Annotated in this window: 27 protein-coding genes; 14 read left to right on the forward strand and 13 right to left on the reverse strand. The window is 41.7% G+C overall.

What is annotated here, in order from left to right; genetic code table 11:
- Positions 1 to 251 precede the first annotated feature (251 nt).
- Positions 252 to 638: a VOC family protein gene (locus B0O44_RS04490; RefSeq protein WP_110827457.1), complete on the forward strand. Its 387-nt coding sequence runs from the start codon at positions 252 to 254 to the stop codon at positions 636 to 638.
- A gap of 50 nt (positions 639 to 688) precedes the next feature.
- On the opposite strand, the gene B0O44_RS04495 is transcribed toward B0O44_RS04490, so the two are convergent.
- Together B0O44_RS04495 and B0O44_RS04500 are read right to left on the reverse strand one after the other, a co-directional pair.
- Positions 689 to 1,909, reverse strand: coding sequence for a GAF domain-containing sensor histidine kinase (locus B0O44_RS04495; RefSeq protein ID WP_110827458.1), 1,221 nt, complete (start codon positions 1,907 to 1,909; stop codon positions 689 to 691).
- A 96-nt stretch (positions 1,910 to 2,005) separates the two neighbouring features.
- Positions 2,006 to 2,509, reverse strand: a complete 504-nt coding sequence (locus B0O44_RS04500; RefSeq protein WP_110827459.1) for a DUF6438 domain-containing protein — start codon at positions 2,507 to 2,509, stop codon at positions 2,006 to 2,008.
- A gap of 167 nt (positions 2,510 to 2,676) precedes the next feature.
- On the opposite strand from B0O44_RS04500, the gene B0O44_RS04505 reads away from it, so the two are divergent.
- Complete coding sequence (locus B0O44_RS04505) at positions 2,677 to 3,426, forward strand: DeoR/GlpR family DNA-binding transcription regulator (protein ID WP_110827460.1); 750 nt, start codon at positions 2,677 to 2,679, stop codon at positions 3,424 to 3,426.
- Between the two features lie 6 nt (positions 3,427 to 3,432).
- Here B0O44_RS04505 and B0O44_RS04510 read toward each other — a convergent pair whose 3' ends face one another.
- The 4 genes from B0O44_RS04510 to B0O44_RS04525 form a co-directional block, all read right to left on the reverse strand.
- Positions 3,433 to 3,786, reverse strand: coding sequence for a nuclear transport factor 2 family protein (locus tag B0O44_RS04510; protein ID WP_110827461.1), 354 nt, complete (start codon positions 3,784 to 3,786; stop codon positions 3,433 to 3,435).
- A 119-nt stretch (positions 3,787 to 3,905) separates the two neighbouring features.
- On the reverse strand, positions 3,906 to 4,487 hold the full coding sequence (locus B0O44_RS04515) for a dihydrofolate reductase family protein (protein WP_110827462.1): 582 nt from the start codon (positions 4,485 to 4,487) through the stop codon (positions 3,906 to 3,908).
- A gap of 93 nt (positions 4,488 to 4,580) precedes the next feature.
- Positions 4,581 to 5,210: a dihydrofolate reductase family protein gene (locus tag B0O44_RS04520; RefSeq protein ID WP_110827463.1), complete on the reverse strand. Its 630-nt coding sequence runs from the start codon at positions 5,208 to 5,210 to the stop codon at positions 4,581 to 4,583.
- A gap of 70 nt (positions 5,211 to 5,280) precedes the next feature.
- Entirely contained in the window at positions 5,281 to 5,733 is a 453-nt protein-coding gene (locus B0O44_RS04525; protein ID WP_110827464.1) for a GNAT family N-acetyltransferase, read from the reverse strand.
- A 232-nt stretch (positions 5,734 to 5,965) separates the two neighbouring features.
- Here B0O44_RS04525 and B0O44_RS04530 point away from each other — a divergent pair, with 232 nt between their 5' ends.
- The 9 genes from B0O44_RS04530 (at position 5,966) to B0O44_RS04565 (ending at position 13,455) form a co-directional block, all read left to right on the forward strand.
- Entirely contained in the window at positions 5,966 to 7,021 is a 1,056-nt protein-coding gene (locus tag B0O44_RS04530; protein ID WP_110827465.1) for a serine hydrolase domain-containing protein, read from the forward strand.
- Positions 7,022 to 7,657: 636 nt separating this feature from the next.
- Positions 7,658 to 8,038: an ArsR/SmtB family transcription factor gene (locus B0O44_RS04535; RefSeq protein ID WP_110827466.1), complete on the forward strand. Its 381-nt coding sequence runs from the start codon at positions 7,658 to 7,660 to the stop codon at positions 8,036 to 8,038.
- Positions 8,035 to 8,640 (forward strand): mercuric transport protein MerTP, encoded by a 606-nt coding sequence (merTP, locus tag B0O44_RS04540; protein ID WP_110827467.1) that lies wholly within the window; start codon positions 8,035 to 8,037, stop codon positions 8,638 to 8,640. Before B0O44_RS04535 ends, merTP begins: the two co-directional genes overlap by 4 nt.
- On the forward strand, positions 8,630 to 8,845 hold the full coding sequence (locus B0O44_RS25340) for a GDCCVxC domain-containing (seleno)protein (protein WP_110827468.1): 216 nt from the start codon (positions 8,630 to 8,632) through the stop codon (positions 8,843 to 8,845). The genes merTP and B0O44_RS25340 overlap by 11 nt, the downstream gene beginning before the upstream one ends.
- 125 nt (positions 8,846 to 8,970) lie before the next feature.
- Entirely contained in the window at positions 8,971 to 9,147 is a 177-nt protein-coding gene (locus B0O44_RS24920; protein WP_170123270.1) for a DUF6496 domain-containing protein, read from the forward strand.
- 45 nt (positions 9,148 to 9,192) lie between these two features.
- On the forward strand, positions 9,193 to 9,360 hold the full coding sequence (locus B0O44_RS24925) for a hypothetical protein (RefSeq protein ID WP_170123271.1): 168 nt from the start codon (positions 9,193 to 9,195) through the stop codon (positions 9,358 to 9,360).
- A 276-nt stretch (positions 9,361 to 9,636) separates the two neighbouring features.
- Positions 9,637 to 11,166: a M61 family metallopeptidase gene (locus B0O44_RS04555; RefSeq protein ID WP_110827470.1), complete on the forward strand. Its 1,530-nt coding sequence runs from the start codon at positions 9,637 to 9,639 to the stop codon at positions 11,164 to 11,166.
- A gap of 161 nt (positions 11,167 to 11,327) precedes the next feature.
- Positions 11,328 to 12,350: an LLM class flavin-dependent oxidoreductase gene (locus tag B0O44_RS04560; RefSeq protein WP_110827471.1), complete on the forward strand. Its 1,023-nt coding sequence runs from the start codon at positions 11,328 to 11,330 to the stop codon at positions 12,348 to 12,350.
- 13 nt (positions 12,351 to 12,363) lie between these two features.
- Positions 12,364 to 13,455 (forward strand): NAD(P)-binding domain-containing protein, encoded by a 1,092-nt coding sequence (locus B0O44_RS04565; protein WP_110827472.1) that lies wholly within the window; start codon positions 12,364 to 12,366, stop codon positions 13,453 to 13,455.
- Here the strand turns inward: B0O44_RS04565 and B0O44_RS04570 are convergent.
- Together B0O44_RS04570 and B0O44_RS04575 are read right to left on the reverse strand one after the other, a co-directional pair.
- The gene (locus B0O44_RS04570) at positions 13,452 to 13,838 is read right to left on the reverse strand and encodes a hypothetical protein (RefSeq protein ID WP_110827473.1); all 387 of its coding nucleotides are present in this window, start codon (positions 13,836 to 13,838) and stop codon (positions 13,452 to 13,454) included. The two genes, B0O44_RS04565 and B0O44_RS04570, sit on opposite strands and share 4 nt — an antisense overlap.
- A 165-nt stretch (positions 13,839 to 14,003) precedes the next feature.
- Positions 14,004 to 15,182 (reverse strand): alpha/beta hydrolase family protein, encoded by a 1,179-nt coding sequence (locus B0O44_RS04575; RefSeq protein ID WP_110827474.1) that lies wholly within the window; start codon positions 15,180 to 15,182, stop codon positions 14,004 to 14,006.
- A 148-nt stretch (positions 15,183 to 15,330) separates the two neighbouring features.
- Between B0O44_RS04575 and B0O44_RS04580 the strand changes: the two genes are divergently transcribed.
- On the forward strand, positions 15,331 to 16,281 hold the full coding sequence (locus B0O44_RS04580; RefSeq protein ID WP_110827475.1) for a helix-turn-helix domain-containing protein: 951 nt from the start codon (positions 15,331 to 15,333) through the stop codon (positions 16,279 to 16,281).
- 85 nt (positions 16,282 to 16,366) lie between these two features.
- On the opposite strand, the gene B0O44_RS04585 is transcribed toward B0O44_RS04580, so the two are convergent.
- Entirely contained in the window at positions 16,367 to 17,035 is a 669-nt protein-coding gene (locus B0O44_RS04585; RefSeq protein WP_211321313.1) for an NADPH-dependent F420 reductase, read from the reverse strand.
- Positions 17,036 to 17,155: 120 nt separating this feature from the next.
- Positions 17,156 to 18,121 carry a haloalkane dehalogenase gene (locus B0O44_RS04590; RefSeq protein WP_211321314.1) on the reverse strand — a complete coding sequence of 322 codons (966 nt, stop codon included), beginning with the start codon at positions 18,119 to 18,121 and terminating at the stop codon, positions 17,156 to 17,158.
- 120 nt (positions 18,122 to 18,241) lie between these two features.
- On the opposite strand from B0O44_RS04590, the gene B0O44_RS04595 reads away from it, so the two are divergent.
- Positions 18,242 to 18,835, forward strand: coding sequence for a MarR family winged helix-turn-helix transcriptional regulator (locus tag B0O44_RS04595; protein ID WP_110827476.1), 594 nt, complete (start codon positions 18,242 to 18,244; stop codon positions 18,833 to 18,835).
- A gap of 154 nt (positions 18,836 to 18,989) precedes the next feature.
- On the opposite strand, the gene B0O44_RS04600 is transcribed toward B0O44_RS04595, so the two are convergent.
- The 3 genes from B0O44_RS04600 to B0O44_RS04610 are packed head-to-tail and all read right to left on the reverse strand — an operon-like array spanning position 18,990 to position 21,253.
- Positions 18,990 to 20,114 carry a serine hydrolase domain-containing protein gene (locus B0O44_RS04600; RefSeq protein ID WP_170123272.1) on the reverse strand — a complete coding sequence of 375 codons (1,125 nt, stop codon included), beginning with the start codon at positions 20,112 to 20,114 and terminating at the stop codon, positions 18,990 to 18,992.
- Between the two features lie 25 nt (positions 20,115 to 20,139).
- On the reverse strand, positions 20,140 to 20,691 hold the full coding sequence (locus B0O44_RS04605) for a DinB family protein (protein ID WP_110827478.1): 552 nt from the start codon (positions 20,689 to 20,691) through the stop codon (positions 20,140 to 20,142).
- A 55-nt stretch (positions 20,692 to 20,746) separates the two neighbouring features.
- Positions 20,747 to 21,253: a Crp/Fnr family transcriptional regulator gene (locus tag B0O44_RS04610; protein WP_110827601.1), complete on the reverse strand. Its 507-nt coding sequence runs from the start codon at positions 21,251 to 21,253 to the stop codon at positions 20,747 to 20,749.
- Positions 21,254 to 21,615: 362 nt separating this feature from the next.
- Here B0O44_RS04610 and B0O44_RS04615 point away from each other — a divergent pair, with 362 nt between their 5' ends.
- The gene (locus tag B0O44_RS04615) at positions 21,616 to 21,948 is read left to right on the forward strand and encodes an HvfA family oxazolone/thioamide-modified RiPP metallophore (RefSeq protein WP_146229770.1); all 333 of its coding nucleotides are present in this window, start codon (positions 21,616 to 21,618) and stop codon (positions 21,946 to 21,948) included.
- The last annotated feature ends 54 nt before the right edge of the window (positions 21,949 to 22,002 follow it).

Here is a 22,002-nt window from a genome sequence, read left to right on the forward strand (position 1 = left end):
TAAGAAAAGAAAATGTCTATTTTCGGAATTTGTTAGTCCGGATATCCCCAGGTCTGAAAAAATGGAATTACCGTGACCATCGACCGTAACAAATTAAGCCTCTATATGGAAAAAACAGCCCTGGCGGGAATTGAATACCCGAGGCAGCAGAAATGGCAAAAATACCCCCGGAAAATCTCGCAAAGCACCAGCCTGTTTAACCGGTTTATGGACTAATTTTGAAAGGAATACCTTAAACTAAAACCATTGCTATGAAAACAAAAAAAATATGGGCCAATTTCAGCGTCAGGGACCTGCAGCGCAGCACTAAATTTTACACCCAACTTGGATTTAAACCAAACGGATCCTCTGACCAGCTGACCAGCTTCTTTTTTGGCGACGAGAACTTTATCATCCATTTCTTTTTAAAAGATGTACTTGAACCTGCCATGAAAGGCCCAATTACAGATACCAGCTCCGGAAATGAGATTATATTTACCCTTTCGGCCGATAGTAAACAGGAAGTCAACGATTGGGAAAAACAGGTGCAGCAAGCCGGAGGGACTATTGTTTCCAAACCGGAAGCTTTTGGGGCCGGTTATTATGGTTTCGTATTCGCCGATCCCGATGGGCATAAATTCAATGTATTTTATATGTAGAACAGGCTAATTTGCAAAAGAGCGCTCCTGGGAGCGCTCTTTTGCAAAATCTATTCCTCTAACTGTTTTTTAAAAGGTATGCTAACGTTAAAACATGCACCGGAGCCCGGCTGGTTGTGCGCCTCCATCCTGCCGCCCAGACCATGAACCAGTTGCCTGACCAAAGCCAGCCCGAACCCGTAACCTGTTTCACCTTGGGTACCGCTGGTACTTAAATGCTGGCCGTCTTCCAGATGCTGCAGGGCCTGTTCGCTGATGCCTGCACCCGTATCTGAAATCATCAATTCGAGCAGATGCCCCTGCTGCTGTTCAATTAAAGCCAGATGAACTTTAACTGTTCCATTTTCCGGACTGAACTTAATTGCATTGGAAATCAGATTGCCCGTAATTTGCAGCAGTTTATTTTTAGGAAAAGAAGACAAGGTATCCCCCTGCTTCACCTGTATCTGTAAATTGATCCCCTTGTTTTTTGCCTGGACCTCATAGAGGTCCTGCAATTTGCATTTAAATACACTCAGGTTCATTTCATGATCCGACAGCTTGCGCTGCTGCTGTTCTTCACTAAGAATCTCATCAGCGAGCTCCAACAACGATTTACTGCTTTTGTGAATGAGCTGAATAAAGTCCAGTACTTCACTCAGGGTATTGGCATTGCCTTGCTGGGCAATAATATTGGACAAGCCTATAATCCCGGCCAGCGGGCCGCGAATGTCATGGGCCACTTTACTTTTTGTTTCCCTGGCATTTTTGACCTGACTTTGCAGTTCCCTGATGGACTGATAAGTATGAAGACGGCTGATCACCTGGCCGGCAATAATTTTCAGCATTTCGATCTTCTCGGGGCTGAAATTTTTGGGTTGCTTATCGACAACACACAGGGAGCCGATCTGAAAACCTCCGGCATCTGTGATCGGCACCCCCAGATAATAGCGGAGGGCTAAAGGCGGTTTCGTAAAATCTTTATCCTTGAACCGCTCGTCGAGTAACAAGTCTGAAACTTCAAACTGCGATTGGCCCATAATGGTATACTGACAGAGGGATTCTTCCCTTGGTGTTTGCTGTATGTCCAGCCCCTGGCCCGAAATGGTCCATGTTGTATAGGCATCAATAAGGTTAATGAGTGAAATTTCTGTTCCTGCTACTTTAGCAGTCAGCCTGGCCAGGTCTTTGAATTCTTCAGAAAGTTCGGAATAATCCAGGTCAAGCTCTGATAAGCTCAACAACCTTTGCCCCTCATTTTTTGGTATTGGAAAAGTATCTTGTAGTATCATTTGTTCGTTGGTACAATATTATTATACTTTACGATACCAAGCAAGCAAGAGATTAAAAATTATTCTTTCAGAAAGGCCTTAAAACAAATCAAAGTTCTATAGATTCTTTGGGGGCTCAATCTGAAAAGTCTGCTCTACTTTTTTTAACCGTTTAAGCTCACAGATGCGGTATAATTTTTTGATCAGGGGCTCCAGGATCGGAGGCTCAAACATCGTTGTTATTTCTTTCCGATCCCCTTTACTGTACAGGATAATCGTTTTTTTCGAACCATCGCAGCACAGGCTACTATCCGACTGTAAGGTATCAAACCGGATGCGGTTGAGTTCATTTAAGATTTTCTGAAACTCCTTTTTAGAAAGTTTGCCAATAAAATAACCCATTTTTGCGGTGTCCTCCTGATACAGAACGGCTCCTTTTCGGTCATCAAATACTGTTTCTGCAAAAAGCTTAACATTTCTTGCCCCGTCTAATTCCATGTGGTAAACCGGACAGGTACCAAAGCAGATAGAGGTATGAAAAATCAGTTTATCGATAACCAGCGTCTGACTTTTGCAGGAGAGGAACAACAATAAAAAGGTCAGGGTAAATAGCGTCTTCATAAATACATTTAATATTTAAATATAAGACATAAAAGCAGCAGATTCAAACTCGATAAAACCTTTCCCCCCTTAGGCCAAGTCTGCTTTATCCAGAATCTGCCTGATAAAAAACAAATCATGTTTCCGGTTTTTATGCTGTGGCATGAAACAACTATATTTGCGGGTACATGATCAGAGAAAAACGTTTCCAGCACATTCTATCCAGTCTGAAAAATACAGGTACAGTCACCTATATGGGCTTGTCTGCGGATTTGTTGGTTTCTGAAGACACCATCCGTAGGGACATTGATTACCTGCATGAAAATGGTCTTTTGTCAAAAGTCAGGGGCGGGGCAATACCACGCGACAAAAATCCCCTCTCCTTTCAGGACCGGACCGGCCTTCAGTCTTCGGAAAAGGAGATTATCGGTATGAAGGTTCAGCCTTTACTCAAAAACGGAATGACCGTATTTATGGACGGTGGAACAACCATATGCGCCGTTGCGGAATGTTTACCGGCAAATACTTCACTAAGGGTGATGACCAATAACATGGCCCTGGTTCCCTTGTTGGACCGCTTCCCTCATATAGAAATTATCGTACTTGGTGGAAACTACGATAAAGACACACAGACCAATACGGGCGCCAGAACCTGCGCTGAGGCTGCTGAATTTGTGGCCGATCTTTACCTGATGGGCACCTGCGCAATTTCCAAAGATTTTGGCATCACCTCGGCCATAAGGGAAGACGGTGCCGTAAAAAAAGCCATGCTGAAAGGTTCCAAAGCAGTAGCTGTACTGAGCAGCAGCACAAAGACAGGCACCAGCGAAGCTTTTGTGGTTTGTGGCCTGGAACAAATTGATGTTCTGGTTACTGACCTTCCCAGCGATGATCCAAGGCTGGATGAACTGCGTTTTAAAAATCTGAAGATCATTTAAACCTGGCTATGCCCGGGATTCTATGACAAAAGCCTTTAATTCGGCCATTTTACCTTCCTCAAACCGCCAGATGTCGCAATAGTCGTAATCTGTCATTTTATCATCTGTATCCTTCAGGCTAATGCGACCAATAGCCGTTACAAAATCGCCCTCTGCAAGGAGCTGCTCCACCTGGAATTTTGGAGGTTCCAGATAAGTCACAGACATATACTTCCGGACGGCCTCCTTCCCTTCCAGGACGGTGTCGCCCACAAATGTCCATGTTGTATTTTCGGTACAAAAAGCAAGAAAGCCCTCGTAATCTCCTTTAGTAATGGCGGCATTGGCCTTTTCCAGTATGGTTTTATGGTGTGCTGACATAGGTGAGCAGGTTAAGTTTTTTCAAAGAAGCCTGTATGGATAAAACTATCGGCTAATTGGATAAAAACAAAACTACAGACCTAAAGTTTTTATCGTTTCAAAGAGAAACCGGTAAAAATTTAACCCACCTGATAGGTATGCGCAACAATCCCTCCTGAAAAAGTCTGTACATCTATAAGTTTTAGATCCAGGGGCTGGGAAAGGCCACTAAATATCGGAAGTCCGGAGCCCAGCAGGACCGGGTGCGTGACGATCAGAAACTCATCGATCAGTCCGGTTGCAATAAGGCTTCTCATAAATCCGGCGCCCCCAATGGCCACAACCGGCTTTCCCTGTTGGGCTTTAAGTTCCTGAATGTGCGCTGCAAGATTGCCCTCAAAGACCTGCGCGCTGGCCCAGGAAGCTACTGCCGGGGATGGGTCCTGTCCGGGGTCAACGTTTTTAAATCCTTTTTGGGTAAAGACAGCCTTGGGTATTTCGTTCATTGCCGGGGCAAAAGCATCGGTTGAGGTCGGCCAGTAAGGCGCCATGCCCTCAAAGGACTTCCGACCCATGATGATCAGACCGGCCTGACCGGTTTGTCCAACAGCCCAGGCTTTAGAGTGCTGGTCACTGCTTTTGAAAATCCAGTCCAGTTCTCCATTGGGACCACCTACAAAGCCGTCAACAGAAACGGACATTTTCATAATTAGTTTTCTCATCGCAAGTAAATTTATGAATCTAATATAGCCAGACCTCAGCGGAATAAAGCGGGCTTAAGGTGACAATCTAAAGGGGCAAAAGTGCCAGCAACCTTAATGTTCTTTTTTCTTTATCAGTTTATACCTTATGTGTGTGGTCAGCTCCGAGGGCAGTACCTCTGCAATCTGAAGTTCATATTTGTTTTTGTCAATGCCCTCAAACAAGCGGATCCCGCTTCCTAAAAACAAAGGGGCAATATGAATACAAAATTCGTCTATAAGCCCCGCATTGAGAAATTGCTGAATTGTATTGGCACCTCCCTGTATCCTGATGTCCTTTCCTTTGGCCGATTGTTTTGCTTTTTCCAATGCACTATGTATGCCATCATTGATGAAATAAAAAGTAGTCGTTCCTTTTTGAACCCAGGGTTCGCGTTTTTCGTGTGTCAGCACATAGACATCGGCTTTATACAGGTCTTCTTTCCAATGGACTTCGCCTTCTTCAAACATTCGTTTTCCCATAATATAAGCACCGGTCCTTGCAAATACATCATCAATTAATTTGCTGTCCGCACCATATTCTTCGCCGCCTTCCATATTGACGTTTTTCCAAAATGCTTTTTGTTTAAACATCCACATATGTATTGTAGGTCCGTTATCGCCCATTGCATTGGCCGGGCTTCTGTGGTCACCTGCGAAAAATCCATCCAATGATATTCCGCTGTCAAAGATAATTTTGCTCATTATTTCTATGTATTACTTATTAAATCTCAGTACTGGTCAAATCACCTCAAAAATGCACCTTCCTTGCACTTTATAAATTCATCTTAAACCCCTCATGGCTAGGCGTAAAACCAATCTTTTGATAAAAACGCAAAGCATCTGTTCTTTGTTTGTCCGAAAAGAGCTGGACAAATTTCACCCCATTTTCTTTAGCCCTGTTTATGGCCAGCTTGCACATCATTTCCCCCAGTCCTTTACCCCTATGGTTCTTATCAATGCGCACTGCTTCAAATATGGCCCGTTTACTTCCCATTCTATTCAGATATTGGACGTAGGTAATCTGTAGGGTCCCTAAAATCAAATTGTTGTCATCCACCAATACCAACAGTTCCTGTTGTGGATTGCGGTCAATGCTGTCAAAAGCTTTTACATAACCCTCATCCAAAGGATCACTCAAGGTTTCACGGCTTTGTCCCAGCACATCGTCAGCATACAACTCAATGATTCTAAACAATTCTTCTTTTTTCGCTTTTCTAAGTTTCATTTCAGCTTTCTTTTTATAAAAATACAGGATCTGAAACGGTATTTATCATTTTTCACTGCATTTCGCTTTGCGGGCAGTTGGTACTCCCCCTGATTATTTTCTGATGGTCATCCTGCAAAAAATTCCAATTGAGCTATAGATTGCCTCATGATAAAAATACCTGTAACACACATCTTCTTAACGTGCAACTTAAGGAATTAACAAGTGTCTTTTATTAAACAAATGAGTCAAAATGAAAAAACTTTTAAGCACCTTGTTCCTTTTTGTTCTTAGCCATTGTGCGCTCGGCCAAACACAGAAAATTAGCCATTTAATCGAAACTTATGCCAAAGAACATCAATTTAACGGATCGGTGTTGATTCAAAAGAATTCAAAAATAATTTATCATAAAAGCTTTGGCCTGGCCGAGCGCTCTTTTGATTCGCCAATTACAAACGACACCAAATATCAGGTTTGCTCCATAACGAAAACATTTACGGCCGTTTTAATCCTTCAGCTTGTTGAACAAGGAAAAATTGATTTGAAGAAAAAAATACTGGACTACCTGCCTGATTACAAGGGACAGGGCGGCCCTAAAGTAACGGTTCACCAGTTGTTAAATCATACATCGGGCATGAAAAATACAGATACGGCCAAAGATGAAAACTTTTTGAAGTACGGCCTTGGTTTTTACCATCAGCCACACCAGTTGAAGGAAATTGTAAACAATTTTTGCTCCAATGACCTGGTTAACGAGCCCGGAACAAAATTCGATTACAATAATGGGGAATACATGATTTTAGGCCGAATTTTAGAGGTTATGTATCAAAAGTCCTTTGAGCAGATTTTAAATCAGCAAATTCTTCATCCATTAGGCATGCACAATTCAGGCTTGCTTTCTCATTATAAACTGATCAAAAAACTGGCCACCCCCTATTACAAAGATGAAGATCTGGACCACTTAATCCCCAATATCCCTATGTTCGTTGAAAATTTCTCGGCCGCAGGAGCCATGTACTCCTGTACCCTGGACCTCATTAAATTCAACAACGCGCTGTTTGATTTTAAACTTATAAAAAAGGAAACTTTAGCACTGCTTTTAACACCAGGGCTAGATAATTACGGATACAGTGTTTGGATCCGGGGCAATCAAAAATACAAACGCATGGAAAGGTATGGCAGAATTTCAGGTGCCAATAGTGTGTGGTTCCATTACTTAAACAGTGACTTGAGCATTATCCTGTTATCCAATACCAATCTGACCGACCTGGGGGACTATGCCATACAAATTGGCAAAGCCATTCTTTAAGCCCCTCTTAAATCTCCTATTTTCAAAAAATTTCACATTAGTTATGGTTTACGGCGCACTGCTTAAGAAAGTAAGATACCCCATTGAATTGAAATCTAAATCGGAGCTGAGGTCATTTTTGCAACCAGGAACAATGGACTGCATCATCCCCACGTCGAATACACAGCTCCAAAGTAGAAAACGAAACAATGGATTTCAGGAAAATAATTCCAAGCATCAAACCATTTCAGGAAGAAATTTCCGATAAACCAACAAAATCAGTACTAACGAATTTTGAACAAGGTCGAATTCGCCTAAATCAACATTAATATCCGTACAGAACAATTATTGATAAAGTACTGGTAAAGCACTGATAAAGCACTGAACATCTCTAGGGTACATAAACTATCTACTTTATGAGTCTTCTATCAGTCGGTAATATGGACATTTTGTATCTTAGTACTATTCCAAACACCTCCAATGGATTTTGCTGATACTTCCTCTTTATTTGGATAAGAACCAGGCTTTCCCCCTACTTCCGGTACCAGGGGCCACATGTTCAACCATTCAACTATGGCTTAATTCACTTCTTTGTATTTAAGTATTTGCTTAAATACGTAACAACATTTAACTTTGTTCCTTCGATCACCATAAAATATGGAAAGTTTAAACAGTTGTATACGGGAAAAAGCCAATCCAAAACAAATTAATGAATGCCGGATTAAAATTACGGCCAGCGAAGCGTCCTTTACCCAACTCTCTGCAATATTATCCCTGGCAGGAAATGAGCTGCGTTTAAAGATTCTTTATTTGCTCGAACAGGAAAAAGAATTGTGTCCCTGCGACTTGAGCGATATACTGGGCATGAGTATTCCGGCAATATCCCAGCATTTACGAAAATTGAAAGATGGTCATATCATATCGTTCCGCAAAGAGGGGCAAACCATTTTTTACACGCTGAAGCAGGAACATCTGGAACTGCTTCGCCCTTTCTTTAAGCTCATTGATCAGGTCAATTTAGTTGCTGAACGGGCATGAGCAAAACCAACCACATCAAACTGTTAAGTTCGGGCATACTATTGGCCCTTACTTCCTCCTTATGCTGTATTGTACCGGTACTGGCGCTGTTTGGTTCCATTGGCAGTGCAGCCTCCATGTTTGGCTGGGTAGAACCCATACGCCCCTATCTGCTTGGTGCCACTGCAGCGGTCTTGGCCATGGCATTTTATAAAGCCTATCAACCTAGGTCTACAGATCAATGTGGCTGTGAGGAAAAAAAGACTGTGATGCAATCAAAGACTTTTCTCTGGGTTATTGCACTTGTTTCCCTAGCACTATCGGCCTTTCCCTATTACATTTCTTATTTTCAAAAACCGCCGGCAAAACAAAGTACCCTGGGCAATACGTACAACAAACAATCTGTACTTCATATCCGGGGACTCAGTTGTGCCGCTTGCGAAGGATACATTAACCATGCGCTGCAATCTAAAAAAGGCGTACAATCGGTGGTTACCTCTTATGGAAAGGGACAATCTGTTGTAAAATTTGATTCCACCCTGGTTTCTTTAGCGCAACTGGAAGAGGCTGTAGAGAAAGAAACCGGCTATAAAATCACCAATAAATCAAGCCATGTCAACTAGAGCCATCGTATTAAAATCGATTATCACCTGTCCATTTTGCCAATTTCAGCAAACAGAAACAATGCCCCTAGATTCCTGTCAATACTTTTACGAATGTGAAAAATGCCGGGAAACGTTAAAACCATTAAAGGGCGACTGCTGTGTATTTTGCAGTTATGGAACTGTAGCCTGTCCTCCAATACAACAAAATAAACCCTGTTGCTGATTAAAGCACAAAAAACAGGCAGAAGTCCATTTTGATGTCTACATGAAATAGATCGGTAGTCCACAAACATTATGATCTTTTTTAATGTTCTAAAATAGATCTATGAACCTTTAATTATTCAACTGATGACAAAGTATTCAAAAAAAGCTTCGGAAAAAGTAGAAAAAACCATGCACCAGATGAAGGAAGGAAAATTGAAATCGGGCAGTGGGCAGAAGGTCACTTCCAAAAAACAAGCCATCGCTATTGGTTTGTCTGAAGCCAGGAAGGCAGGCGCTAAAGTGCCTGAGAAAAAAAACTGAGCCACGACCAGAAAAAGAATCCGTTAACCCATTAATAAGCTGACCATGGAAATTAAAAGAAAAAAAACAAATGGTAATGATGCGGACCGGAGCAGTACCAAACCGGAAAAATTAAAAACCGACGAGCCCCTGGCGGAAAAAGATGAAGTAAAAAAGGCAGAAGAGACCCAACGCAAAAACCTACAAAAAACTTCTTCAAAATTTCGGGATTAGTCTATATCCTGATCCTTTTTAGTGTCGAAATCTCTGGAAGAGCAGACCATATGTAACTTTTATTATCGTTCAGCTGTCTAAAATCACCTGCCAAAACCGGATGGTTTTGATCCCCGGGGGAATTAAGTGCTCCAAAAGAAATACAAGGGCACATTATGCTTTCTTTGTGGGATAAGCCATCAATACACGTAAGTTTATACTTACAAGTACGGTTAAAAACAATGTAAAATAGCAGCAGGTAATTGGACATTATAAAAATAAATCATCAACTCACAAATGAATAAATTAGGCTTATTTGTTGCAATACTGGTATTTTCATCAAAATTATTCGCTCAATCACAAACCAATGATTATCAATACAACATTGATTTATTGAGCGAGAAAAACAACAAAATTAGTGTTTCCTTTATACCGCCTGAAAACAACCTCCAACAGGGTAAATTTGTGATGCCTAAACTGGTTCCCGGCTATTATGACGCTTTAAATTTTGGCCAATATGTTTCAGAATTCCGGGCTTTTAACAAAAAAGGAGAAAATATCGAGGTTAAAAGATTAGATACCAATACCTGGATCATACCTGACTTGAAGAATATCGCTAAAATAAGCTATCAAGTAGCCGGCGGCTGGGATTCACTTATGCAACGTACCTCTAGCCCAAAATCGGTTGCAAGTGCGTACAAAAAAGACAGTGTATTTATCTTAAACTATAGCACGCTGGCAGGCTATTTTGAAGAGCTAAAAAATAGGGCTTATCGTGTTACGGTAAAGAAAAACAAAGAATTCTTTCCTTCGTCTGCTTTGGATTACACCCCTAAAAACGATACCACAGATATGGTTTCCGCTAAAGATTACCGCCACCTGGTCGATGCCCCTGTGCTGTATTGTGTCCCTGATACCACCTGGATAAAAGTTGGGACTACAAATGTTCTGGTTTCTTTTTATTCCAAACAGGACCGCTCCTATTCAAAAAACCTGGCCGCCAAAATAGAAAGCATTTTAAAGAACCAGCAGGCCTACCTGGGTGGTAAATTACCCGTTCAGAAATATGCATTTCTTATTTATCATGAACAAATCCCCAGGGGGATGATGGGCGATGGTCTTGAGCACAGTAATTCAACCGTATGCCTGTATGGCTCGAAAACTTTAGATAAATTGCCGGAAGCTTTAATGGGTGTGGCCTCCCATGAATTTTTTCATATTTTGACGCCCCTGGGTATCCACTCCAAAGAAGTACAGAATTTCAACTTTCTTCATCCGGTGCTATCCAGGCATCTTTGGCTTTATGAGGGTATGACCGAATATGCAACCATACATATGCCCATAAAGCAGCATATGATTAACCTGCAGCAGTTTCTTAAAAATATTGAAGGAAAAATTAAAGGTATGGACGGATTTAACAATAAACTGTCTATGACCGAAATGAGTAGCAATGCCATTAAAATGCAAGACCAATACATGAATTTTTACCAAAAAGGGCCCCTACTGGGTTTATGCCTTGATATTCGTTTAAGAGAACTTTCCAACGGAAAAATTGGAACACAAGAGTTAATGCAAAAGCTGATTAAAAAATATGGTCCTGAAAAGGCTTTTGAAGATAAAGACTTGTTTGATGTCATTACCGCATTGACATTTCCCCAGATCCGTCAGTTTTTTAAAGATTATGTAGAAGCGGGAAATCCACTTCCATTAAAAGAAAGCTTGCGAAAAGTTGGGCTTGATTATAATGAACAGGCCGGGACTGTTGTTGAAATGCGTACCCCCTCGACCGCCGAGTTTTCACTGAGAAAAGCATGGATCGATCAATAAAATGTGGTGTCTAAAGTTATCCGGGTATGGTATGAATTATGACTATACATCCACATAGTTTAGTTTTTTTTGAAATTTACCAGACAAAAAATAAAAACATCCCTGAAAAACATTTGCTAAATTCGGAGGTCTACCTTATTCTATAAAAAACAAGTATACCAATGAAAAAAATAGGATTCTTATCGTTTGGCCATTGGGCAAAGCATCCGTCTTACCAAACAAAAACAGCAGGTGATACCTTGCTTCAATCTATTGATTTAGCCGTGGCAGCAGAAGAAATAGGGATTGATGGCGCTTACTTCAGGGTCCATCACTTTGCCAATCAGCTGGCCTCCCCCTTCCCTTTGCTGGCGGCCATTGGTGCCAAAACCAGTAAAATTGAAATCGGTACAGGTGTCATTGACATGCGGTACGAAAATCCATTGTATATGGTGGAAGATGCCGGCGCTGCCGATTTAATTTCGGGCGGCCGTTTACAATTGGGCATCAGCAGGGGGTCTCCAGAGCAGGTCATTGAAGGCTGGCGCCACTTTGGTTACCAACCGGCTGAAGGCGAAACCGATACCGATATGGGCCGTCAAAAAGGGCTCGAGTTTTTTGAGCAACTCAAAGGTCAGGGCTTTGCAGAACCCAATCCCAATCCCATGTTCCCCAATCCTCCGGGCCTGCTGCGTTTGGAACCCCATGCTCCGGGCTTGCGGGACCGCATCTGGTGGGGATCGGCATCCAATGCTACAGCAGTATGGGCCGGGAAAACGGGCATGAACCTGCAAAGTTCTACCCTGAAATTTGATGAAAACGGCAAACCCTTTCACGTCCAGCAGGCCGAGCAAATCCGTTTGTTTAAACAAGCATGGAAAGAAGCCGGACACCAGCGTGAGCCCAGGGTTTCGGTAAGCCGTTCCATTTTTGCGCTGGTCAATGACCAGGACCGCTATTACTTTGGTCAGCAGGCCGAAAAGACCGATAAATTGGGCGTTCTGGAAATGGACAGACGCGCCATTTTTGGCCGGAGTTATGCCGCAGAACCCGATCAGCTCATTGAAGAACTGGCCAAAGACGAGGCCATTCAGGAAGCAGATACAGTTCTTCTGACCATTCCAAATACCTTAGGTGTGGCCTATAATGTGCATGTGCTTTCTGCGATACTGGAACATGTTGCCCCCGGGCTGGGATGGCGGTAAACGGAGGTCTACGATGTTAAATAAAATCCGGTATAAAACCAAAATTGCCATCATCGGTGCCGGACATGCTGGACTGTCGGCTGCCTATCACTTAAAGAAACTGGGCTTAAATATAGGCCCGGATTTCATTATTCTGGATAGTGCCCCGCAGCCCGGCGGTGCCTGGCAATTCAGGTGGCCTTCGCTGACCTTGAGCACGGTGAACAGAATTCACGATTTACCAGGCCTGTCTTTTGAAGAAACCATTGGAGCAAATGAACCCCAGGTGCAGGCCAATGTCGCTGTGCCGCGTTACTACAATTTGTACGAAAAGAAATTTGGGATCCAGGTGTATCGGCCGGTAGTCGTCGAAAAGGTTTATGCACATCAGCAGCGGTTTTACATCGATTCCTCCACCACTTTATTTTCTGCCCTGGGCATCATCAATGCAACCGGCACCTGGGAAAACCCCTATATTCCGGACTATCCGGGCGCTGATCTTTTTCAGGGCGAGCAATTACATACCAGGGATTTTAAGTCTGCAGATTATTTTAAAAACAAACACGTCATTGTAGTGGGCGGTGGTATTTCGGCCATTCAGCTGCTGGATCAGATTTCAAAAGTGACCACCACCACATGGGTTACCCGGCGCCCACCCGAATTCAGGGCTGGGCCTTTTGATGAAGGAGCGGGCCATAAAGCCGTTGCTATGGTTGAAGAAAGGGTCAGAAAAGGCTTAGTGCCCCTATCTGTGGTTTCTGTGACCGGCTTGCCCCTTTCGCCCGAAGTGATCAGTATGGAAAAACGAGGCGTATTAAAACGTTTCCCCATGTTTAGTGAACTGACCAGGTATGGCGTAAAATGGGAAGACGGGAAAGAAGAAAAAGCAGATGTCATTTTGTGGAATACCGGCTTTAAAAGTGCCTTAGATCATTTAAATCCGGTTTTACCCAGAGAAGAAAATGGCGGGATCATCATGGCAGGCCGGCTGGCCACCCAGGTTGCCAAACAGCCCCGCATCCATTTGGTCGGGTACGGCCCCTCCGCATCTACTATTGGGGCCAATCGTGCCGGAAGTGCAGCAGCCAGGGAGCTCATGGATACATTGGGGGCGCTATTCCCCTAGTGCTGCGCCCTGGTCGCTTTATCAAAAGACAACACCAGATTCTTCTGATCGATCTCTGATAAAGAAAGTTCATGCGTATCTTTTCCAAGACCAGTGGTAAAATAAACCGCCGCTTTAACTGTTTTTCCTTTTTCGAGCCCATCTTCAAACAACGCAATTCCAAACAAGGTTTTATCTACTTTAGAGGAGGCAATAATGCTTACCGTACCTAAATCATAGTTGCCATTATTTTTTAAGGTAACCACGCCATCTTTATAAGTATAACTGAGTCCTTTAACTGTCGCTAGATAAGTTTTGTTTTTACTGGTCAGGGGCCGGTAGGTTTGTGCATATCCAGAAATTCCGGCAGTCAATAAAAATGAGGCCAACAAGATCTTTTTCATATGTTTTTCAGGTTTACACAAAAATAGTTTTTAAGCTAAATATTTCAAAGGACAGCAGAAATCATGATGATTGGAAGACTTATTAAAAAAGAACTTAAAATGTATATTCCGGTTTTAGGGCTTTCCCCGCTTTCGCCGAAATATACATTTGTTATAGCTGGGACCTTAGTGGAGCACCTCTTTCAGCCAGGCATCGACCTCCTGAACCAATCTTAAAGGATTGTTTCCCTGACAATGGGCATCTGCACCAGTTTCGGCGTCTAAGACAACAAGGCGCTTTTTGGTAGATGGAATCGCATTGTGCCATTTCTGCGTCTGTTCTTTCCATACGCTTCCTTCCTGCTGGCCGAGCACGGACAGAAACGGAACCTGAACACGGCCTGGATCTACGGCCACAGTTCCCCAGCGTTGCATCATTTCAGCTACATCTGCAACGCCCGCTTTCCACATCAGTACCTGAAAGTTGTTCTGGGCGACCTCGGATTTTTCGGCACCTTTAGTCTGGGCCTCCTGTTTTGCCACACCTGCAAATAATTCTTCGGGACAGCTAAGCGCCGGAGTGGCAATCACTGCAGCCAGTCGTGGCTCATAGGCCGCTGCACGGCAGGCAAAATAACCACCAAGACTCATGCCCAGCAAAGCCAGTTTGCGGGGTTCTATGGCAAAGCGCGAAATCAGTTCATCAATTACCGCCGATATAGAGTGCTCGGTCTCTGGTTCCCAATAAAGCCCCTGTTCTTGTACGAGCCCCTGCCCCGGAAGGTCGACCAACGCAACAGCATAACCCCGGTTTAGGTAATAACGGCCTTGCGATAAAAATCTATCCTCATGGCAGGTGTCGGCTCCTCCGATGATCAATAAGGTAGGTGCCTCAGGATCGCTGCCTGCATAAAAATGTCCTGGCAATTCACCTCCCTGATAAGCAACGCTAAACCGGGTCGCAGAAATCCCCAATTCTACCATCGCCTGGTCAAAGTACTTCTGACTGGTCCGCAGCAGTGTTGCGAAACGTTCGCCAGGAACCACAAATTGCCAGGCCGAACGGTAGCAGGCAAATGCCTTTAGCCTAGCTTCCCCTGCAGCAACCGGGCATCCGCGTTTCAACCAAACATCGGCTTGAGCGTTTAATATTTCGCCTTGGCCTTCGAAAGCACGTGTCCAGGACTCCGCGTTTCCATCTTCAATCTGTGTGGCAATATAAAAGGCTTCGCCCGCAGACAAACCGCCTGTTGGCCCCCAACCAAGTGCACCCAGAAAAAAAAGATCCATATTCGGATCGGAGAAACGGTAACGCTGACTCAGGCGCTGGGTGGAATAATCTTTTTGATTTTCTTTTGTATCCATCTGTTGTTAAATTAAGTTACACAGGTTTATAAAACAGGTTCCGCAACAAAACTCAGTAGCCCATTTTTTGATGCTGTCGTAAAGCAAAACTAATTGTAACTTTAGGATTAAAATAACCGATTAACTAGTAATAATAGTCGCAAAAATTATGAAAACAGAAAAAGACTTAAGTACTTTTTTGCAGTTCACAAATAAAATTGGTTACGATATTGGGAAAGATGCGGCGCAAAATCTGGAAGTTCATTTTCAAAAGACTTTTGATTTTATGCCCGAATTGGCGATGTTCATGATGTCCTATACGGTAAAGAAAACATTCTCGCGCCAAACGCAGGCCCCCAGGTTTATCGAGGATGGCATTTGTTTTTATTTTAAGAACATATTGGCAGCAGATAAATCCGAGGGTACCGGGGAAAAATCAAATGTACCCTCAGCAGCACCTTGCGTGCATGTGTTTCCGGCCTCACGCATCTCCACAAGTACCTTCAAAAAAGGCCACCAGGTAAACATCGTGACCCTATTTATCCGCGCTGCTTATCTGAAAAGTTTTTTAAAGGATGATGCTGCACAGTTCGGTTATCTGTTTAACAACCGCAATGATTTTTTAATAGAGGAAATCATGACCGATGATATTTTGCGCACCGTGAATGAGCTTGCAAAAATCGACGAAACAAGTATTTTGACTGCTTATTACTACAAACTCAAAGCAATGGAATTGCTTTTCCATTTATTCACGAGTTTAAGCAAGCGGGAGAAAACAGCGCACAGCAAACTCAGCCAAAGTGAAATTGACGCCATTTATAAAGTACGTGCCAAACTTATATCCTCTTTAAGCGCCCCGGTCCCTATTTCCGAATTGAAACAGATTGCTGCCATGAACGAATTGAAAATGCGCCATATTTTTATTCAGGTATTTGGCATGGGCATCTATGATTACTACCAATACTGGCGAATCAAAGAAGCTGCACGGCTGCTCAGGGAACAAAGGCTTTCGGTTTCACAGGCAGGTTACGAACTGGGCTTTACCAACCTCAGTCATTTTTCGAGGGTTTTTGAACGGCATATGGGAATGAAACCCAAAAAATATGCGATGCTTTCCTAAATGGTAAAATATCCCTTAACACCGCTCACTACTGGCATTCCTTAAGGCTAACCAGCCCGAAGGTATTGAGCGGTGTTTGAAAGCACTAGCCCCTTTCAAGAAAATTTTTAGCTTCTTTGAGTGTTAAAGGCTTCCCCACCGCGCCAAATTCATTAAGGTCCCCAAAAACTTCCATACGGATAGATTGATCTATACCACCAATATATAAGGGTTCAAATCCGCTATCCGCAATCAACTCTTCAATATGCTTATTATTGCTGGCGCTATCCGAGGCATAGAAAAGTACTTTCCTATCAGGACTTAAAAATGCTGCTCCAGATAAGGATGGCGCCCCCAAGGTCCCAAAGGCCTTTACAAGACTTGCATCAGTTGGAACCAATGCCAAAATTGTTTCACCAGCTGAAACATCTTTATCAATAATCTTTTTAAAACGCCCATTGCCATCAGGCTCAATAGGATTAGATACATCAACTATTATTTTCTGCTTCAACTCCACTTCATATTGCTCTAAAAACTCTTTAATCTTTTCAAAGTAAATGGCTGGAATAACCACATCGGCTTTTCCAATTGCAACAGATATCTCTTCTGCAGTTGCCAAATCACCTAATTCTGAAGCAATTTTTTTGGCTTTTTCAATTTCTCTGGAAGAAAGTATAACCGGATGATTCCCCTTTATAAGATTGCTTGCAATAGCTTTACCAATACTCCCTAAACCGATAATAGCAACTTTTGTTTTTTGATTGATGGTGTTCATTACTTTATATTTTTACAACATTAAAACTGGCAGAAAGCTAAAAGCCGGTTATCCTATCAGAAGCCGTATTTTAGCTTTCTATTAAAAGACCTTTCCCAAATCAGGAACAGGAAACAATGATCATCGGTTCAGGTGCTTAATCCAGGTGGATATGGCTTCCCCAATTTCTACAGGTGAATCTTCCTGAAGATGATGATGTCCCTTCACTGCCATTTTTGTTTGATTTGACCATGTATTGCATATATTTTTTTCATCTTGAGATAATGTCCCCGGTACAGCTTCAATAAACAATTTAGGTATGGTACTTTTAGCCATGAAATCACTATTTTCATTGACAATTTTCACTATATTTTTTGGCTCTCCATCAATAGGCAGTTGTCGTACCCAGCTGAGCATAGCTTTGCGGTCACTACCAGGTCTTAGAAAAGGACGCCGGTATTGATTCATTTCTTCAGCTGACATTTCACGCAGTATTGATTTTGGTAAAATCATCTCTATAAAGAGGTTTTGTTCCAGCACCATATTTTCTCCTTTTTCAGAACGCAAATCCTGAAAAAGTTGACGTGCCGGCATTGGCATTTCATTCCAATAACGAGGGCCAACCACAGATTCCATATATGCAATTCCTTTTACAGCTTCAGGATGACGCCGGCTCCAATCAAATGCCAACGCCCCTCCCCAATCATGAACAATGAATATTATATTATTTTTAACATTCAATTTTTCAAGTAATTTTTCCAGATATTTTTGATTCTCTTCAAAGCTGTAAGGAACATTATCGGGTAATTTGTCAGAATCTCCCATTCCGATCAGGTCCGGGGCAATGCACCTCCCCTGCCCCTCTAACAGAGGTATTATATTCCTCCAAATATAAGATGAGGTTGGATTGCCATGTAAAAACACAATTGGGTCACCGGTGCCTGCTTCGATATAGGCCATTTTAAGACCGTCTATTTCTTTGATTTTTTTTTCCATTTTTTTCTTTTTTAAGTCATATAAATTATTGTTTCCAGACATTCTTCCGGCAGAGGTCATTGCAATAGTTGTGATGATTAATGCAACAATTATTAAAAGCCATTTTTTCATTCTACATCGGTTAGCTGAATAAATTAAAACATAAATGATATAATTCAAAACAAATATATATCATTTATGTTTTAATTTACAATGAAAAAAAAATTATTTTTACCACAAATGAGGTAATGAATGAATAAAACAGCTGAATTGGTAAGATTGTGGGCTAAATTTGAAGAGCAAAATGAAGGCGCTGAAATAGAAGATTTTTGTCAGGCCATGCTGTTGGCAAAAAATGAACAAGACGATAAATTTTTAGGTGGGGTTGTTCCTGCAGATGTATACGGAAAAATAGCCAAAACAATTGGAAGAATATCTAAGCTTCATTCACATCATGCCCAAATGGCATTGAAAGTATGTGGCATAAATAACTTTGAAGATTTCATATTTCTAAACACTATTCATGTTTTGAAAAATGCCAATAAAACAGAAGTGATCACAAGAAATTTTTCGGAGTTGTCTTCTGGCTTATTAATTCTCGAAAGATTAAAACAAAATGGATTTATAACTGAACAAACCAACAATAAAGACAAACGCTCCAAAATTCTTACCACAACCGCCAAAGGGACGAAAGTCCTTAAAGAAGCTTATGAGATTATGTCAGAATTGAACGAATCCTATTTTGGCGCATTAAAAGCCGAAGATATCGAACTGTGTATAAAATTAATTGCACCAGTTGAGATGAAACTCTCTGAAATCTGGACAAAAAACAAAAAGAAGATATAACTTCCTGATCGACAGAATTGATCCGCTTCCAACCGCTCACTACCGGCATTCCTTAAGGCTAACCAGCCCGCAGGATAGCCCTAACAAAAGGACCAACAGTTGGAGGGTTAAATAACGTTTCATCTTAAGGTTTAGATAAGGTTACTTAAAAAATTTAATTGCTGCTGCTATCCAGCCTGTCCATAATGCGGTTGGAGAGTTCGTTTAACCTGGCCTGTGAATCGGCTGTGGCCACATTGGTGACGATGAAAATTCCCGTTTTCTGGTTGGGATAGAGCGCGATCCAGGAGGAGTGGCCCAGGCTGCCACCGTTATGGTACAGCATTTTCCTTGGTCCATTGTAGGCATAGGTATTCCAGGCATAGGCCCTTCCATACTGCGCATTGCCGCCTAGTCGTTCCATGGTCTGTTTGACGACCGCATCGTTACTTTCCAAATACATCCTAATGTAGTGCAGCATCGAGCTTGTGGTCGATTTCATGCCCGCAGAATACTCGTGGAACCCATTGACCAATGGCATTGGTATCCCCTCGCTGTTTTTACCTATCGATAGGTTCGGATTTCCGTCTTGCTTCAATACGGAAAAAGTCTGCTCTTCACCCGAACGGGAGAAAACATATTTTCGGAGCAATTCCATATGGTTCATATGGTAAACCTGTTCTAATACATAACCGACCAACTGGGTGCCTACACTGGAATAATGATAGTTTTTCCCTGAACTATCGACCAGCTGCACTGTTTTCAGTGCCTTAAAGAAGTCTTTCCGCGTGAAGCGCTCATAACAAGCAATCTGCTGGGCAACGGTCTGGGCGGGATCTTCGCAATTCATGAACACAGGAAATCCGGCAGTATGGGTAATAAGGTGCCTAAAGGTGATCGGCTTACCCCCGGCCAAAACAAGATTGGGGTACTTATCGTCCAGGTAATCTCTCACATCCTGATCCAGGTTGATTTTGTGGTCATAAACCGCCTGGGAAAGCAGCAAACCGGTATAGGTTTTGGTCAGCGAAGCAATTTCGTATATCGTATTGCTGTCTGGCTTTTTACCATTGCTGAGCTTGCCAAAATGAAACTCGTGTGCCTTGCCCTTCCTATAAATCACCCCTGAAACAGCCCCATAGCCAGGCATTTTCATCAGCTTTGCGGTTTCCTCTGCCACAATCTGATCTACAGTATCCCCTGCTGCAATTATTTTTCCCCTTGTCTGCAAAGGCCTATCTGCATATCCAGAAACGAAAAACAACAGTAAAAAAGCCAATGCCATTATTTTTTTCTTCATTTTAGTGCTTGTATATGTTTTTTGGTTATTCATTTTTCATTGAAATTTGTATGCGGTCAATTTGCTTTAAATGCCTGATCATGTGGTTGATGAAAAACTGAAAAGTATCGCCCAGTTTTAACCTGATTAAACTTGAAATGGAGGTCTGAATTTTCACTTTATTTAAACTCACCTTTTTTGCCTGGTTTAATAAGTCCAAAAGCTGGTTTTGTTGACTTAAAAACTTGTCAATAACGCTTTTATCGAGCGCGGCATTTAAGGGATTTTTATCTTTAAAGGTTTTCATTTTATTCAGATTTTCTTTTGGCAACATACTTTTCGCAAAGTAATTACCCAAAAAACCGCTTCTGAATTCAAGTTCTGGCTTGGTACCAGAAATTTTTATTTTGTTTTCCATTTGCGGCAAATAAAAATCACCATACAGGTTCAAATGTTCCAAACATTCTAAAATACTCCAGGAAATTCCATTCTCTTTCCAGGTTAATGTATTCCAATCAAAGGTTTTTAGTTCTTCTGCCTGATTTATAATTTGACTTGTTTGCGTTGAAAGCTGTTCTATTAATTTTTCTGATTGCATAATTTATTTCCTAAGCAAAGATCAAAAAAGCATTTTTCATAAATCTTGATTGAAGTCAAGGTTTTTTGAGTCGTGATAAAGTTTCAGCACTCATTCTTAAATAATTGGCAATGTGCCTGTTGGGAATTTCCTGAAAAAGTTGGGGGTTTCGTTTTAAAACCCGTTCGTATCTTTCCTTTGGTGAATTTGTCAACAGGTCAATTTCACGTTCCATTTGCTGAAGCGCTAAATTTTCAAAAATTTTTATCCACAAATTCCTATTGTTTTCCGTGGTTAAAAAATTTTCAATCTGTGGTTTGGTGATCACTTTTAACACGGTCTTTTTAATGGCTTGAATAAATAGATGAGATGGTTTTCCAGTTAAAAAAGAATCCATTAAAACAATTAAACTTGCTTTATAACCAAAACGAACGACCTGTTTTTTACAATCGTCCAATACAAAAATCCTCAAACTTCCGCTTTCTATATAATAGACATTGGTGTCAACACCACCTTTGGTGGTCAGAAATTCATTCCTGTCAAGGGTTATGGTCTGGTCTGATAGTTCAACAATCTCTTTCATGGCCTGTTGTATAATAAGTTTTTTTGCTAAGCTCAAAACTCATATATCCTTAAGTGATTTGATTGTAAATATAAAAAAACAAAGCTAACTATATAGTTGACTTTATTTATTTTTTATAACAGTCATTTTATCCTTACCCCCGCTCCTTTGGAGACCCAATATCACGTTGATTTAGCTCAGGTTTCTAAACTCATTGAAGGTATATCCGGTACGTTTTTAAACAGCCTGTTAAAATGCTAAGGATTGTTCAGCCTGCGCATATCTGTTGTGCATTTAAAAAAAAATTAAAATTCTTGTAAGGATCGGATTTTAAGTACGACTAAGCCCGAAACAAATCAATGGTAAAATTTAAAATCAACACAATGGAAAAGAAAAAAAGTATCCTGACCAGTACAATTATTGCTGGTGCACTGATCGCAGTTTCGGGTTTAAACGCAAATGCTAACGGACTGTTCCGTTACAACAGTTTGGGCTCCGCAGAAGAGTTAAGATCAAGCTTATTGAACAAAGTTTCAACATCGAACACTTTAGAACTGAGCTGCGGGGCAAAAGCTAAAACAGATTCTACCAAAAAAGGCAAAGAGGGAAAATGCGGCGCCGCAAAATCAAAATCCAAAGGTAAAGACGGCAAATGTGGCGAAGGTAAATGTGGGGCCGGCAAGGATAAAAAAACCACTACACCTAAAAAAGGGTAAGAAAATTTCAATGGGCAGTCTAAAAATCCGGTCGGTACTGTACCGGATTTTTAG

It is taken from the genome of Pedobacter nutrimenti, from assembly GCF_003208655.1.
GTDB classification, from domain to species: Bacteria; Bacteroidota; Bacteroidia; order Sphingobacteriales; family Sphingobacteriaceae; genus Pedobacter; species Pedobacter nutrimenti.

Excerpts from the sequence above, each read along its gene's own strand:
- B0O44_RS04490 (WP_110827457.1), top strand. The coding sequence starts at position 252 with ATGAAAACAAAAAAAATATGGGCCAATTTCAGCGTCAGGGACCTGCAG.
- B0O44_RS04495 (WP_110827458.1), bottom strand. The coding sequence starts at position 1,909 with ATGATACTACAAGATACTTTTCCAATACCAAAAAATGAGGGGCAAAGG.
- B0O44_RS04500 (WP_110827459.1), bottom strand. The coding sequence starts at position 2,509 with ATGAAGACGCTATTTACCCTGACCTTTTTATTGTTGTTCCTCTCCTGC.
- B0O44_RS04505 (WP_110827460.1), top strand. The coding sequence starts at position 2,677 with ATGATCAGAGAAAAACGTTTCCAGCACATTCTATCCAGTCTGAAAAAT.
- B0O44_RS04510 (WP_110827461.1), bottom strand. The coding sequence starts at position 3,786 with ATGTCAGCACACCATAAAACCATACTGGAAAAGGCCAATGCCGCCATT.
- B0O44_RS04515 (WP_110827462.1), bottom strand. The coding sequence starts at position 4,487 with ATGAGAAAACTAATTATGAAAATGTCCGTTTCTGTTGACGGCTTTGTA.
- B0O44_RS04520 (WP_110827463.1), bottom strand. The coding sequence starts at position 5,210 with ATGAGCAAAATTATCTTTGACAGCGGAATATCATTGGATGGATTTTTC.
- B0O44_RS04525 (WP_110827464.1), bottom strand. The coding sequence starts at position 5,733 with ATGAAACTTAGAAAAGCGAAAAAAGAAGAATTGTTTAGAATCATTGAG.
- B0O44_RS04530 (WP_110827465.1), top strand. The coding sequence starts at position 5,966 with ATGAAAAAACTTTTAAGCACCTTGTTCCTTTTTGTTCTTAGCCATTGT.
- B0O44_RS04535 (WP_110827466.1), top strand. The coding sequence starts at position 7,658 with ATGGAAAGTTTAAACAGTTGTATACGGGAAAAAGCCAATCCAAAACAA.
- merTP (WP_110827467.1), top strand. The coding sequence starts at position 8,035 with ATGAGCAAAACCAACCACATCAAACTGTTAAGTTCGGGCATACTATTG.
- B0O44_RS25340 (WP_110827468.1), top strand. The coding sequence starts at position 8,630 with ATGTCAACTAGAGCCATCGTATTAAAATCGATTATCACCTGTCCATTT.
- B0O44_RS24920 (WP_170123270.1), top strand. The coding sequence starts at position 8,971 with ATGACAAAGTATTCAAAAAAAGCTTCGGAAAAAGTAGAAAAAACCATG.
- B0O44_RS24925 (WP_170123271.1), top strand. The coding sequence starts at position 9,193 with ATGGAAATTAAAAGAAAAAAAACAAATGGTAATGATGCGGACCGGAGC.
- B0O44_RS04555 (WP_110827470.1), top strand. The coding sequence starts at position 9,637 with ATGAATAAATTAGGCTTATTTGTTGCAATACTGGTATTTTCATCAAAA.
- B0O44_RS04560 (WP_110827471.1), top strand. The coding sequence starts at position 11,328 with ATGAAAAAAATAGGATTCTTATCGTTTGGCCATTGGGCAAAGCATCCG.
- B0O44_RS04565 (WP_110827472.1), top strand. The coding sequence starts at position 12,364 with ATGTTAAATAAAATCCGGTATAAAACCAAAATTGCCATCATCGGTGCC.
- B0O44_RS04570 (WP_110827473.1), bottom strand. The coding sequence starts at position 13,838 with ATGAAAAAGATCTTGTTGGCCTCATTTTTATTGACTGCCGGAATTTCT.
- B0O44_RS04575 (WP_110827474.1), bottom strand. The coding sequence starts at position 15,182 with ATGGATACAAAAGAAAATCAAAAAGATTATTCCACCCAGCGCCTGAGT.
- B0O44_RS04580 (WP_110827475.1), top strand. The coding sequence starts at position 15,331 with ATGAAAACAGAAAAAGACTTAAGTACTTTTTTGCAGTTCACAAATAAA.
- B0O44_RS04585 (WP_211321313.1), bottom strand. The coding sequence starts at position 17,035 with ATGAACACCATCAATCAAAAAACAAAAGTTGCTATTATCGGTTTAGGG.
- B0O44_RS04590 (WP_211321314.1), bottom strand. The coding sequence starts at position 18,121 with ATGAAAAAATGGCTTTTAATAATTGTTGCATTAATCATCACAACTATT.
- B0O44_RS04595 (WP_110827476.1), top strand. The coding sequence starts at position 18,242 with ATGAATAAAACAGCTGAATTGGTAAGATTGTGGGCTAAATTTGAAGAG.
- B0O44_RS04600 (WP_170123272.1), bottom strand. The coding sequence starts at position 20,114 with ATGAAGAAAAAAATAATGGCATTGGCTTTTTTACTGTTGTTTTTCGTT.
- B0O44_RS04605 (WP_110827478.1), bottom strand. The coding sequence starts at position 20,691 with ATGCAATCAGAAAAATTAATAGAACAGCTTTCAACGCAAACAAGTCAA.
- B0O44_RS04610 (WP_110827601.1), bottom strand. The coding sequence starts at position 21,253 with ATGAAAGAGATTGTTGAACTATCAGACCAGACCATAACCCTTGACAGG.
- B0O44_RS04615 (WP_146229770.1), top strand. The coding sequence starts at position 21,616 with ATGGAAAAGAAAAAAAGTATCCTGACCAGTACAATTATTGCTGGTGCA.